We start from the raw sequence: 12,375 nt of genomic DNA, 5'->3' as shown, positions 1-12,375 counted from the left end.
TGCTGACGCTTTTTTACCGATCCGGCGACTGCGAGGCGAGCACCGTGTGTCGCGAGAGGTTCGTCACCGCCCGGCGAAGTCGTTCGGTCATCGCCTGGCTCGAGATTCCCAGTTCGTCGGCCAATTCGGCCGTCGAACACCGTCTCGGAATATCGTAGTAGCCACGCTCGACGGCGAGCGTCAGCGCCTCCCACTGCGCGTCGGTCAGACCGAACCGCGGATCCTCGTTCGGATCGGTGCCGTGGTAGATCCGCACGACGTGAATCTGGACGCCGTCTCGCTCGCAGCGTCGCCTGAACGTCGAAAGGTCCTCGTGTTTGCGAAAGCGAACGTTGAACTCCCAGTGGTGGTCGCGACAGATCGCCCGGAGGATCTGCCCGTCACAGGACTGAATGTCCTGAAACACGGTGTCGGACTCGGGGTGCCACTCGATCGCAACGAGGGTCGCGTCGTCGAGGCGGTCAACGATTTCGGCGCTGTCGACCGAGTCGTGCGCACGAAGGGTGTCGAGGACCGGCTCCGGCGGTGCGGCGTGGATCCAGAAGAAGGGGATCGACCGCTCCCCGCTCGGGACGAGCGTCTCGAGTTCGATCGACGCGCCGTCCTGCACTCGGAGCACCCTGCCGAGTTCGGAGTTGATGACAGGCGTTCGGAATCGAATGATCACGACCATCCGCGTGTCACCGACTACGCGCTCCGCGACATTAATATATTATAAACGACAGGTCGACAATCATCGGACCGTGAACGTTTTTCTTCTCGCTCGTCGCTACGGGAGCGGATCGGGCTGAACGGAGACGGCAACCGACTCGCCGATCGAGAACGGCCGGTCCGGACAGATCAGCTTCGCCCCGAAGTCGGCGTCTCGAGCGCAGAACAGCGACAGTCCCGTTATCGGCTCGCCGTTCGCGGTGACGACCACGTCGTCCCAGGTGATCGTCCGCCCCTCGACGGTCCCGAGTCGATCGCCGTTCAGGAAGACGGGTCCTTCAGGCGAGTTCTCGAGTCCGAGCAGCCCGCCGCCGTCGTAGTGCGGGAGACCGCCGTCGAGGACGCCACCGCCGTCGGAGCGTCGCTCCGACGAGGATCGCCTCGTCTCACTCGGCTCACCACCGTCCGCTCCGACGCCGACGAACCTCGATCCGGGCTCGGGGTGCGTCGGCGTGTCCAGCACGGCGTAGGTGTCGCCCGTCGCGACGACCCTGCCGGTGCCGTCCCACGCGAGCGGTTCGATCTCGACGCCCACCTCGAGCGGCAACGACCCCGACGCCCGGTGCGGGTTCTGGTCGGGTTCGCGGAAGCCGACGTGGAGGTGGTTGTCGACCCAGGGGGCGAAAAAGCCCGCGCGGACGAGCGTCCCGAGCGAGTCGCCGGCCGCGACCCGGTCGCCGGCCGCGACGTTCGGTTCGACGTGCAACACGCGAGCGGTCAGTCCTTCGAGTCCGGCCGGGCCCTCGCAGTCGATCAGAATCAGGTGGTCGTGCTCGGGCGCGTAGGGTTTCGGTGGTGCCCGAACGGTCTTCGTCTCGCGGACGATACCCGAGACGGGACTCGGGGCGGCAGTCGTCCGCCCGTCGGTCAGGGTGCCGGGGTAAAGATCGATCGCACAGCCCCCATCGTGGGCGCGGTAGGGCGAGTTGTACAGCGAGAACCGTTCGTACCGGGCGAGCAGCGAGTCAGGGAGGATGACGGCCATCGGGTTCGGTCGGGACTCCGCAGCGGGAGCGTTTAGGTGCATCGACGCGAACGCCCCGCGTATGCGTATCTTCCGAGGCCGCGCGGCGACGATCGAGGCCGACCGCGAGGCCAGCGCCCGCCTGCTCGAGGTCGCCGCAACCGGCGAACCCGCCGTACGGGTCTGGATTCCCCACCGCCAGGTCGCGTTCGGGCGACGGGACAGCCGACTCGAGGGGTACGACCGCGCTCGCGAGGCCGCCAGCGAGCGCGGGTTTCCGCCGGTCGAGCGGAGCGTCGGTGGACGGGCCGTCGCCTACGACGGCGAGACGGCGATGGCGTTCGCCCGCGCCGAACCGATCGAGGACTTCCGCCGCGGCACCGACGAGCGCTACGAGCAGCTGACGGCGACCGTGGAGGGGGCGCTCGAGGAACTGGGGGTCGACCTCGAGCGCGGCGAACCCGACGACTCGTTCTGTCCCGGCGCGCACTCGCTGTCGACGACGGGCGCGGCCGACTCGAGCGCGAGCGGCCCGCGAAAGATCGTCGGCATCGCCCAGCGGGTCCGGCAGGACGCGGCGCTCGTCTCGGGAATCCTCGTGGTCGACAACCACGAGGAACTCGCGGAGGTGCTCGAAGCGGTCTACGACCGCCTCGGAGTCCCGTTCGACCCGGCGAGCGTCGGCAGCGTGGTCGGTGCGGGCGGACCGTCGGATCCCGAGCGGGTCCGGCGGGAACTCGAGGAGACACTCGTCGGCGGCGGCCCCGACTCGGCGACGGTCCAAGATGTCTCCGCGGACGTCAGTGGAGACGCTCGATAGCGACACCGGCCCATCCCGGCCGACTCGAGTCGTGGCAACGTTTTTCGTCTCGACGGTGTGAACTCGCACATGGTCAGACGAGCTCCGGAGGAGTCGCAATGAGCGACGACGATAGAAACCCGGTTACGACGCCCGAATGGGAAGAACTACTCGCCGATGCGACCGGGATCGCCGAGCGGTACCGCGAGGACGGCTGGGACGCCGTCGTACTCGAGCCGAGCGGGATAACGCCGGTCGAGGACGAGGAGCGGTTCGGCCTCGACGTCGAGGTGACCGAGGACGAGTACGACCTCGTCGCGCGACTCGTCGAACGCGACGACGTCACCTTCGGCGGGGCCGAAGTGTACTACCGGCCGTCCGAGGGCGACGACCGCCGATTCGCTCTCGCGGTCGAGCGCGACGAGGCGACCGAGACGGCCGTCTTCGTTCCGCTTACGTACACCCTCTCCGAGTCCCACGGCGTCTTCGAGCGCGCGCTTCGCGCGGCGGACCTCCAGATCCACGTTCGTCCGGAGGCGGCCGAGCAGTGGCTCGTCTTCTCTCACGAGGATCCGTCGTTGTTCCTCGAGGAATCGGACGTTCGGGAATGGGGCGACGGGTAGCCGCTACTCCTCGTCCTGTTCCCGAAGCTCCGCGCTCGCGTCTCGTACCTCGCGCATCACGCTCGAGATTCGGTCTTCGGCCTCGAGTTCGTCCTCGACGGAGAGGTCGACGCCCTCGACCTCGAGCAGGAACTTGGCGACCTCGGTCGACTCGTACATCACGTCGTCGAGCTCTTCGGCGGTGAAGAAGTCACACATCGCGCCGTAGAGGAAGGTCGCGCCCGCCATTCGGACCTTCTCCTCGAACGACGAGCGGGCCTGGTTGACCGCCTGGGGCGTGTAGGTGTCGGTCATGAACGGGATGAGTTCGGGGAGGTTTTCGCCGATCTTGGTCATCTCGACGCCGGTCTCGGTCCGGAAGTCAGAACAGAGCCGCGCGATAGCCCACTCCCTGGCCGTAATGTAGGTCCGGTCGCGCAGGAACTCGTTGACCCGCTCGTACTGGGCGCCGTCCATCTTTTTGAAGCGGGCGTACTTCCGAACGTCCTCGGGGACGTCGGACTCCTCGGGTTCGGGATCCGGAACGCCCGGCATCGCGTCGTCGCCCTGCTGTTCGCCATCGTCACGGGTGGCCGTCGTTTCGGCTCCGCTGGCGTCACGGCTCTCGTCCGTCGTTCCTCCTGCGCTCGGTCCGTCCTCGTCCATAGCCGCCTATACCCACACGCTCGAAATAAGGATTGTCTCCCGCAGGCGAACGCGGGAGCTCTCGCGGACGATCGTGTCTCGAGCGTCGGACGACGGAATCTGTGCCGAACGGCGTCGTAAACGTCTCTTGCGTCCGTAGGAGTTGTCGCGGATTTAAGTTCATGAAGGACATGCGGTAGAGTATGACACAGACTCCGGTCGTTGCCAAGGCAGTGCGAACCCCACAGGGGAAAGAAGACGGCGTCTTCGCTGACCTCCGCAGCGAGGACCTCTCGGTGGCGCTGATCGACGAGATCCTCGCCGAAACCGGCCTCACTGGCGAGGACGTCGACGACCTGATGTGGGGTTGCGCCCAGCAGCGCGGCGAGCAGGGCAACAACATGGCCCGCGTCATCGCCCTCCTGTCGGAACTGGGCGAGGACGTTCCCGGGACGACGATCAACCGCTGGTGTGCCTCCTCGATGCAGGCCGTCATCTCCGCCTCGGACGCCATCGCGGCCGGCAACCGCGACGCGGTCATCGCCGGCGGCGTCGAGAACATGTCCCGCGTGCCGATGGGCGAGAACACGACGAACGTCCACCCGAAGATGGCCGAGTACTACAACATCGGCGAACTGCAGATGGGGATGACCGCCGAGAAGGTCGCCGAAGAGTACGGCGTCAGTCGCGAGGAGCAGGACGAGTACGCCGCACGAAGCCAGCAGCGGGCCACCGAGGCGACCGAGGAAGGCCGCTTCGACGACGAGATCGTCCCGATCGAAACCGAGGACGGCACCGTCAGCGAGGACGAGGGTATCCGACCGGGGACGACCGCGGAGAAACTGGCCGAACTGCCGACCGTCTTCAAATCCGACGGCACCGTCACGCCAGGTAACGCCTCCCAGATCTCCGACGGCGCCTCCGCCCTGCTCGTGACGAGCGAGGCCTTCGCCGAGGAACACGACCTCGAGATCCTGGCCGAGGTCGGCCAGAACAACGTCGCCGGCGTCGACCCCACCGTCATGGGAATCGGTCCGGTGCCCGCGACCGAGGGGCTGCTCGAGCGCAACGGCCGCGATATCGAGGAGTACGACCTCGTCGAACTCAACGAGGCCTTCGCCAGTCAGAGCCTCTACTCGCGCGATCAGCTCGGGATCGACCCCGAGATCTTCAACGTCAACGGCGGCGCCATCGCGATCGGGCACCCGCTGGGTGCCTCCGGCGCGCGCCTCCCCGTCACCCTGATCCACGAACTCCAGAAGCGCGGCGGCGGCCGCGGTCTGGCGACGCTCTGTGTCGGCTTCGGCCAGGGTGCGGCGATCGAGTTCGAGGTCAACTGAATCGAGGAGTCCGGACTCGGCCGAGACTCGAGACCGATTTTTGGCCGGCGATTTAGTAGCCTTCGAGCCGTAGGCATCGTATGAGCAACATCCTGCTGGCGGCGATCATCGGTATTCCGCTCGCCTGGCACCTCGGGATCACCGCGTTCGTCTACTACGACTCGGGGCGGGTCGGTCTCGAGCCACCGAAAAAGTGGGCCGCAATCACCTTCTTCGTCCCGCTGTTCGGCTTCTTCATCTACATCTTCGAGCGTAGCGAACTGGACTACGATCCCGAGAGCGACCCGTACAAGGGGAACAACTACAACATCCACCCCTCGAGGGCCGACGACGCGCCGCTTCCCTCGCGGGGCGACGATCGGGAATTGCCGGACGAGGAGACGCGACGATCGGACGAGCAAGTACAGCGGTCGAACGAACGGGCGCAACGCCGAGACGAGTGACGGAACCGCAAACGGCGACAGACGACCCACCTCAGTCGCCGAAGGCGAGCGTTTTCACCACCACTGGGACGCTCTCGTGGCTCGCCATCGGTTCCCCGACGTCGAGGTAGTCGCCGTCCGCGGGCCGCAGTTCGTCGAGCACGAGGAGCGGCCGATCGGTTCGGCTCCGGAGCGTCTGTCCGAGCACCTTCGCACAGTTCTGGCGAGTGACGACGACGACCGGCAACGACCGCGGGAGCGCCTCGAGCGCGTCCTCGAGCGCCCCCGCAACCGCTTGCACTCGCTCGTACGCCAGGGGCCCGACATCGTCGATCGCGAGCGCAGCGGCGTCGAGCGCCGCGAAATCGTGGAGTTCCCCGAGCCGGGAGACCGCCTCTTCGAGCCGCGCGACGAGCGCATCTCCCTCGCGGTCGGCGACGTCGCCGACCGCGGCGACCGGGACGTTCCGCAGCGGGAGGGCTCCGGACTCGAGCGAGATCGTCCGGCCGCTGAGGGCGGTCGTCTCGGTTCCGGCGCCGACGACGGTCGCTCGAAGGTCCTCGGCGGACTCGAGTAACGGCCACGAGCGAACCGTCTCGTGGCTCGAGAGGGTCGCCGCGAGCAGTCCGCCGAGGTCGCCGTACGGGAACGGATCGTCCGGCGGAGACTCGACGAACCGGCCGACGCCACCGCTGAAGACGACGCCGTCCAGGTCGACGGGCTCGTTCGGGAGGTCGCCGATCCACAGCTCGCGCGTGAGGGGGTCGAACGGCGGCCCCTCGAGCAGGTCGACGATCCGGTCCGCCATCGCCCCGGCGAGCGCGTCCAGCGTCTCGTCGTCGGGTCGCTCGCCGACGGCGAGGGACAACTCGAGCGCGTCCGCGAGCACCCAGGCTGGCGGGGAGATCGAACTGACGCGGCGGTCGCCGTCGAACCTGACGAGGCGACCCCCGACGTCCAGACAGCGCGTTTCCCTGACCCGTCCCTCGCTTCGCCCCTGCTGCGCGGTCGACCGATCCTCGAAGATCGCGACGTTGGTCGTCCCGCCGCCGACGTCGACGTTAGCGACAGTTCCGTTCGTCTCAGCGGCGCGGGCCGCCGCACCGGAGCCGCAGCCGGCGAGGACGGCCTCGAGATCAGCGCCGGCCGTCGCCGCGACGAACTGACCTGCATCCGCCGCGATCCGGTGGACGAGCGGTTCGGCGTTCTCCCGGCGAGCCGTCTCGCCGGTGACGATCACGGCGCCGGTGTCGATATCTGCGGGTTCGAGCCCGGCCGTCTCGAGTTCGCGGTCGACGAACCCGGCGACGCGTTCGACGTCGACCGTCTCGGCGTCGAGCAGCGGCGTCTCGCGAACCGTCCCGCGGTGGACGACCTCGCGGTCGGTGATCTCGGGGCTCCCGGCGCCTCCCGGCGGCGTTTCGACTCGCAACCGGCTGACGATCACGTGGGTCGTGGTCGTTCCGACGTCGATACCGACGCTCGTCAACGCTTTCGGACGGTCGCTCACGGCGTCGCCCCGCTAGGCCTCCGGCTGGAACTCGCGGTCGTCCTCGCGGAGGTCGATGCCGCTGGCCTCCTCGGCGAGCATCTCGGCGAGCAGGTCGACGAGTTCGGCGCCGGCCTCGACCGGCGGCAGCCCGCCGTCGTGGATGTTCGAGACGACCGACTTCTTGGCCGTCGGCATCCCGCGCTCCGGGCCGTAGACCATGTACGCGCTCAGGCTCTCGGCGGTTCTGAGACCCGGACGTTCGCCGATGAGGATCACACAGCAGTCGGCCTCGAGTTCCTCGCCGACGGCGTCCATCACGTCCACGCGGCCGAACTCGACGAAGACCGGCGTTCCGACCGAGATATCGCGAGCCTCGAGCCCGTCCCGCAGAACCGGTAGCAGTTCGGGGACGTTCGTCTCGATGGCCGTCGAGGAGAGGCCGTCACCGACGACGATCTGGACCTCGGGTTCGGCCTCGCACTCGCGTGCGAGTCGCTCGAGGCTCTGCTCGTCGAGTTCCCGCCCGAGGTCGGGGCGAGCGAGATACTGATCCTTGTCCGCGACCCGTGTCCGCAGCCTGACCAGGCCGAGGTCGTCGATCAGGTCGTCGCTCACCTGCGAGAGCACCGCGTCGCGGGCGACGCCGTGGTCCGCCCGGAACTCGAGCAGCGAGTCGGTGGTCGGCCGGGGGCCGGAACGGCCGACGCCGAGGCGCGTCGGCGTGCGGTCGACGATTCGCCGAAGCGTTTCCTCGTCCGCGTGATCGCGGTTGGAGTCGTAGTCGGAAGTCGATTCGAGCGCGTCGGAGTCGGAATCGGAGTTGGATGCCATGATTACGTGAAGATGGTCGGATCGCCCGCTTTCTCGGTGAGCTGGCCGTCCCGCCAGATTCCCATCTCCGCGAGCCACTCGCGGAACGCGGGGGTCGGCCCGAGGTCGAAGATCTCCCAGAGGGCGGCGGCGTCGTGGTAGCTGTTGGACTGATAGTTCAGCATCACGTCGTCGCCCATCGGGACCGTGATGAAGTAGTTCGTCCCCGCCGCGGCGAGCAGCACCGAGAGATTCTCGATGTCGTTCTGGTCGGCCTGGATGTGGTTCGTGTAGCAGGCGTCGATCCCCATCGAGATGCCGTGGAGCTGGCCCATGAACACGTCCTCGAGTCCCGCGCGGATGACCTGCTGGCCGTCGTAGAGGTACTCCGGGCCGATGAAGCCGACGACGGTGTTGACGAGGAAGGGGTCGTAGCGCTTCGCGAGGCCGTAACAGCGCGCCTCGAGGGTGAGCTGATCGACGCCGTGGTGGGCGTCGCCCGAGAGCTCCGCACCCTGCCCCGTCTCGAAGTACATCACGTTCGGTCCCGAGGACACGCAGCGACGCTGGGCGAGGTCGTGGGCCTCGTCGAGCAGATCGACGTCGACGCCGAACTCGTCGTTGCCCGCCTCAGTGCCGGCAAGGCTCTGGAAGATCAAGTCTGCGGGGGCGCCCTCGCGGATGGCGTCCATCTGGGTGGTGACGTGGGCGAGACAGCAGTTCTGGGTCGGCACGTCCCACTCCTCGATGAACTCGTGGGTCGCCTCGAGGATCTGCGTCGTGGTCTCGACGCTGTCCTGGACCGGGTTGATGCCGATCACCGCGTCGCCGACGCCGTAGGCCAGCCCCTCCCGCGTAGCGTCGACGATGTTCGAGACGTCGTCCGCGGGATCGTTCGGCTGCAGTCGAAACGAGAGGGTCCCCTCCTCGCCGACCGTCGTGTTACAGCGAGCCGTTACTTCCATCTTCGAGGTGACGAGGACGAGGTCCATGTTCGACATGAGCTTCGTCACCGCGGCGATCATCTCGCTCGTGAGCCCGGGTCGGATCGCCGCGATCTCTCGCTCTCTCGTGTCGCTGGCGACGAGGAACTCCCGCAGATCGGCGACCGTCCACGCTCTGATCTCGTCGTAGATCGGCTCCCGGACCGACTCCTGAATGACCCGCGTGACTTCGTCTTCCTCGGCAGGGACGACCGGATTCTCGCGCAGCGTCTCGAGTCGCATCCCGGCCAGCGCCCGCTTGGCGGCGACCCGTTCGGCGTCCGAGTCGGCCGCGATCCCGGCGAGTTCGTCGCCGGTTTTCGGCTCGTTTGCCTTGGCGAGTACCTCGACGACGGAGTCGAAGCGCTCGCCGTCCGTGGCGTTTGTTGTCTGGATTGACATAGAGCGTCTGACTCCCTCTACGTCGGGCAGTGGCTTCAGAGTTTGTCGAATGGTACCAAAGCACAGTTGTTCTACTGAAAGCCACGGCGTGCTCGAGAGGTTCTCAGGGCCGACCGGTCGTCGAACCCACTCGAGGCCGACCGGTCGTCGGACTCGCTCGATCGGTACCCACGTCGTCGTCCCGTCCCGCACTGCCGCGATAGCCACGGTTTTCTCTCCCGAGACGACACCCGAGATATGGAGCGAACTCGAGTGTGGACCGTCGCGATCTTCCTGTTCATTCTCGGCGATGCGATGGCGATGCAGGCGAGAGGGCCAATCCTCTCGAGTCTCGAGGCGACGTTCGGCGCGTCCGAGGCCGCGCTCGGACTGGTGGCTCCGGCCGGAACCGTCGGTTTCGCCATCGCCGCCGTCGCGACGGGGCTGCTCGCCGGCCGCATCCGGATGCGGTGGGCGCTCGCGCTCGGCGTCGTCGGCGTCGTCTGTGCGCTCGTCGCGATGGCAGCCGCGCCCCTCTACGTCGTCTTTCTGGTCGCGTTGCTGGCCCAGGGCACGGCTGCGGGGGTGTTTCGCGGCATCGACCGCGCGGTCCTGAGCCACCTCCACGCGGCCCGCCGCGGCCGGGTCTACACCGCTTATGCGCTCGCGTGGGCCGTCGGCGCCGTGCTCGGCCCCCAGCTCGTCAGCGGCGTGCTCGTGATCGCGGACTGGCGACTCGTCTTCCTCGTGCTCGCCGGCTTTTTCGTCCCGGTCGCGGCCGTCGCGATTCGAACCGATCTCCCGTCGATGGAGGCCGAGCGATCGATCTCGGCCGACGCCCTCCGCGAACTGCTCCGCCGGCCGGCCGTCGTCGGCGCGTCCGTCGGGATCCTGTTTACGGGCGCCGTCGAGGGAATCGTCTTCACCTGGCTCGCCTACTACGCCGGCGGGTTCTACGGGACCGGAACTGCCAACCTACTGCTGTCGACCTATCTGCTGGCGTACGTGCCTGCCCGGGCCGGCTACACGCTCGTCGTCGATCGAATCCCCTACCTCACACTCCTGTTCGGTACGACCGTGCTCGCGATACCCGCGCTGGCGGTCGCGTTCTCCGGCGTCACCGGGCCGCTGCTGTTCGCCGCCGTCTTCGTCGCCGGTGCGGGGCTCTCGAGCGGCTTCCCGGCCCTGTCGGCGTACGCCGTCGAGGCGGCCCCCGAGTACAGCGGTCCGATCAACGCCGTCACCACGGGGGCGACGTACGCCGGCATCGCGACCGCGCCCGCGCTCGTGGGCGTCCTCGCGGAGCTGTACGGTCTCGGGCGGGCGCTGTGGCTCACGGTCGTGATCGGTATCGCACTCTCGGCCACGATTGCGGCGACGTGGCTGTGGACTGGGACAGCGAACGCCCCGACGGTCGGGACGGCAGCGGACTGAAAAATCGATCCGATCGGCTAGTCGTCCGCTGGGGCGGCGCCTTCGACGTGGTCCTCGGGGACGGTGCCGTCGTCCTCCCAGCCGCGCTCCGCGTAGTACTCGTCGAGCGCGGCGTCGAAGTCCGGCAGTTCGTACGGCAGCGTGTCGTCGCTCCGGTCGAAGCCGCGCTGGTTGTTGAAGTGACGCTCGAGCGCGACGATCCGACCGCCGATCTCGAGCAGATCCTCGTAGTCGGCGTCGAGCAGGGTCGACAGCCGCTCCTCGTCGACGAAGTCCCGCGAGAACTTACAGAGAACGGCGCTGTCCTTGATCGCGTTGAGGTTCTCGAGTTCGACGACCTTCGGCGGCTTGTCCTCGAGACCCGACTTGTCGAAGGCCTTCTCGGAGTCGACCAGCGGGTACTCGTAGGGGTAGAACTCGGCGTACATGTGGTCGGCACCGCGGTTCGAGGTCGCGAACGCGAGTCCCTGGCCGTTCAGGGTACGCCCGTCGTGGGCCGCGAACTCCATCCCCTTGACGGACCAGTTCTCGACGCCGAGATCGTCGTGGACTCGGTCGACGCCCTCCGCGAGTGTGTCGCCGACGTCCTCGCGGTAGGCGATCTTCTCGACCAGATCGTGGATCAGGTCGACGTTGCCGAACTCGTCCTCGCTCGCGAGGTAGGCCGCGACGGTGTCGCCACAGGAGATCGTGTCCAACCCGAGTTCGTCACAGAGCTTGTTCGATTTCATCACGTCGACGATGTCGTCGACGTCCGAGTTCGGACCGAACGCCATCAGTGTCTCGTACTCCGGCCCCTCGGTCTCGAGGCCCGACTCCTCGTCGCGGGTCGGCAGCTTGCAGGCGAACGCGCAGGCCGAACAGGTCCCTTTCTTGTACTTCTTCTCCTCGACGCGGTCGCCGCTGACGCCTTCGATTCCCTCGAAGGAGAGTTCGGAGAAGTACCGCGTCGGCAGCGCCTCGACCATGTTAGCGTACTCGGTGACAGAGGTCGTCCCCTGTGCTTTCATCGGGTGGTCAGCCTGGGCGGCCTCACTGTGAACGTCCATCTGGAGCGGCGGAATCTCGATTTCTCGAGTCGAGTCGCCGTCGAAGGTGATCGCCTTGACGTTCTTCGACCCCAGTACGGCTCCCAGTCCGCCCCGTCCGAACGCGCGCTCCTCCGACGTCATGATCGAGGCGAACCGGACCTCGTTCTCGCCCGCCGGACCGACGACCACCGTGTGCTCCGACTCGAGGCCGTGTTCGTCCTCGATGTACTCGCAGGTCTCGGGAACCGTCGCTTCCTCGAGGTCGGGAACCGCCTCGAACTCGACACCCTCGTCGGTGACGTGGACGACGACGAGTTCGTCGCTCGCGCCGGTGACCTCGAGGGCGCTGTAGCCCGTCGCGGTGAAGTTCCGTGAGAGGAAGCCGCCGGCGTTCGAGGAGAGTAGCCCGTCGGTCAGCGGCGACAGCCCCGTCGCCGACATCCGCCCGGTAAAGCTCATCTGCGAGTGCTGGAGCGGCCCCGTCGCGAAGTAGAGCCGATTGTCGGCCCCGAGCGGATCCGCGTCGAACGGGATGCGGTCGTGGGCCAGTTTCGTCCCGAGCGCTCGCCCACCGATGAACGACTCGAGCGTGTCGTCGATCGATTCAGTCGACATCGATCGGTCACCGAGGTCGATCGAGCACAGCGGACCGCGGACGTGTTTCATAGTCGATAGTGTGGGACGCGGTTTCGCAAAACGGTTTGGGTTTGTCCCCAGAGTGGCGTCGCGCCGCGGTCACGAACTCGCGGACGGATCGACGA

12 protein-coding genes are annotated in these 12,375 nt (G+C 67.3%); 5 read left to right on the top strand and 7 right to left on the bottom strand.

The features are described from left to right. Positions 1-13: 13 nt before the first annotated feature. Together CV102_RS06550 and CV102_RS06545 are read right to left on the bottom strand one after the other, a co-directional pair. Positions 14-673, bottom strand: a complete 660-nt coding sequence (locus CV102_RS06550; RefSeq protein WP_148857070.1) for a helix-turn-helix domain-containing protein — start codon at positions 671-673, stop codon at positions 14-16. Positions 674-769: 96 nt separating this feature from the next. Then, positions 770-1,696 (bottom strand): hypothetical protein, encoded by a 927-nt coding sequence (locus CV102_RS06545; RefSeq protein WP_148857123.1) that lies wholly within the window; start codon positions 1,694-1,696, stop codon positions 770-772. A 61-nt stretch (positions 1,697-1,757) separates the two neighbouring features. Between CV102_RS06545 and CV102_RS06540 the strand changes: the two genes are divergently transcribed. Both CV102_RS06540 and CV102_RS06535 read left to right on the top strand, forming a co-directional pair. Further along, the gene (locus tag CV102_RS06540; RefSeq protein WP_148857069.1) at positions 1,758-2,495 is read left to right on the top strand and encodes a lipoate--protein ligase family protein; all 738 of its coding nucleotides are present in this window, start codon (positions 1,758-1,760) and stop codon (positions 2,493-2,495) included. 98 nt (positions 2,496-2,593) lie between these two features. Then, positions 2,594-3,097, top strand: a complete 504-nt coding sequence (locus tag CV102_RS06535) for a DUF7529 family protein (protein ID WP_148857068.1) — start codon at positions 2,594-2,596, stop codon at positions 3,095-3,097. A gap of 3 nt (positions 3,098-3,100) precedes the next feature. Here CV102_RS06535 and CV102_RS06530 read toward each other — a convergent pair whose 3' ends face one another. Then, on the bottom strand, positions 3,101-3,742 hold the full coding sequence (locus CV102_RS06530; protein WP_148857067.1) for a DUF5806 family protein: 642 nt from the start codon (positions 3,740-3,742) through the stop codon (positions 3,101-3,103). A gap of 182 nt (positions 3,743-3,924) precedes the next feature. Between CV102_RS06530 and CV102_RS06525 the strand changes: the two genes are divergently transcribed. Together CV102_RS06525 and CV102_RS06520 are read left to right on the top strand one after the other, a co-directional pair. After that, positions 3,925-5,061, top strand: a complete 1,137-nt coding sequence (locus CV102_RS06525; RefSeq protein WP_148857066.1) for a thiolase family protein — start codon at positions 3,925-3,927, stop codon at positions 5,059-5,061. Between the two features lie 80 nt (positions 5,062-5,141). Further along, positions 5,142-5,504: a hypothetical protein gene (locus tag CV102_RS06520; RefSeq protein WP_148857065.1), complete on the top strand. Its 363-nt coding sequence runs from the start codon at positions 5,142-5,144 to the stop codon at positions 5,502-5,504. A gap of 31 nt (positions 5,505-5,535) precedes the next feature. Here CV102_RS06520 and CV102_RS06515 read toward each other — a convergent pair whose 3' ends face one another. The 3 genes from CV102_RS06515 to CV102_RS06505 are packed head-to-tail and all read right to left on the bottom strand — an operon-like array spanning position 5,536 to position 9,170. Beyond that, on the bottom strand, positions 5,536-6,993 hold the full coding sequence (locus CV102_RS06515) for an ethanolamine ammonia-lyase reactivating factor EutA (RefSeq protein ID WP_148857064.1): 1,458 nt from the start codon (positions 6,991-6,993) through the stop codon (positions 5,536-5,538). A 12-nt stretch (positions 6,994-7,005) separates the two neighbouring features. Beyond that, on the bottom strand, positions 7,006-7,806 hold the full coding sequence (gene eutC, locus CV102_RS06510; RefSeq protein ID WP_148857063.1) for an ethanolamine ammonia-lyase subunit EutC: 801 nt from the start codon (positions 7,804-7,806) through the stop codon (positions 7,006-7,008). Between the two features lie 2 nt (positions 7,807-7,808). Continuing rightward, complete coding sequence (locus tag CV102_RS06505; RefSeq protein ID WP_148857062.1) at positions 7,809-9,170, bottom strand: ethanolamine ammonia-lyase subunit EutB; 1,362 nt, start codon at positions 9,168-9,170, stop codon at positions 7,809-7,811. A 237-nt stretch (positions 9,171-9,407) separates the two neighbouring features. Here CV102_RS06505 and CV102_RS06500 point away from each other — a divergent pair, with 237 nt between their 5' ends. Then, entirely contained in the window at positions 9,408-10,583 is a 1,176-nt protein-coding gene (locus CV102_RS06500) for an MFS transporter (protein ID WP_148857061.1), read from the top strand. Between the two features lie 17 nt (positions 10,584-10,600). Here the strand turns inward: CV102_RS06500 and CV102_RS06495 are convergent, their stop codons facing one another. Beyond that, complete coding sequence (locus CV102_RS06495) at positions 10,601-12,280, bottom strand: aldehyde ferredoxin oxidoreductase family protein (protein WP_148857060.1); 1,680 nt, start codon at positions 12,278-12,280, stop codon at positions 10,601-10,603. Between the last annotated feature and the right edge of the window lie 95 nt (positions 12,281-12,375).

The organism is Natronococcus pandeyae (assembly GCF_008122205.1).
Taxonomy (GTDB): domain Archaea; phylum Halobacteriota; class Halobacteria; order Halobacteriales; family Natrialbaceae; genus Natronococcus; species Natronococcus pandeyae.
The sequence above is the reverse complement of the archived record's forward strand: the minus strand, read 5'-3'. Positions and strand labels throughout refer to the sequence as shown.

Bases quoted from the DNA above. Each gene is read 5' to 3' on its own strand.
- eutC (WP_148857063.1), bottom strand. From the start codon at position 7,806: ATGGCATCCAACTCCGATTCCGACTCCGACGCGCTCGAATCGACTTCC.
- CV102_RS06495 (WP_148857060.1), bottom strand. From the start codon at position 12,280: ATGAAACACGTCCGCGGTCCGCTGTGCTCGATCGACCTCGGTGACCGA.
- CV102_RS06545 (WP_148857123.1), bottom strand. From the start codon at position 1,696: ATGGCCGTCATCCTCCCTGACTCGCTGCTCGCCCGGTACGAACGGTTC.
- CV102_RS06540 (WP_148857069.1), top strand. From the start codon at position 1,758: ATGCGTATCTTCCGAGGCCGCGCGGCGACGATCGAGGCCGACCGCGAG.
- CV102_RS06505 (WP_148857062.1), bottom strand. From the start codon at position 9,170: ATGTCAATCCAGACAACAAACGCCACGGACGGCGAGCGCTTCGACTCC.
- CV102_RS06530 (WP_148857067.1), bottom strand. From the start codon at position 3,742: ATGGACGAGGACGGACCGAGCGCAGGAGGAACGACGGACGAGAGCCGT.
- CV102_RS06535 (WP_148857068.1), top strand. From the start codon at position 2,594: ATGAGCGACGACGATAGAAACCCGGTTACGACGCCCGAATGGGAAGAA.
- CV102_RS06500 (WP_148857061.1), top strand. From the start codon at position 9,408: ATGGAGCGAACTCGAGTGTGGACCGTCGCGATCTTCCTGTTCATTCTC.
- CV102_RS06550 (WP_148857070.1), bottom strand. From the start codon at position 673: ATGGTCGTGATCATTCGATTCCGAACGCCTGTCATCAACTCCGAACTC.
- CV102_RS06525 (WP_148857066.1), top strand. From the start codon at position 3,925: ATGACACAGACTCCGGTCGTTGCCAAGGCAGTGCGAACCCCACAGGGG.
- CV102_RS06520 (WP_148857065.1), top strand. From the start codon at position 5,142: ATGAGCAACATCCTGCTGGCGGCGATCATCGGTATTCCGCTCGCCTGG.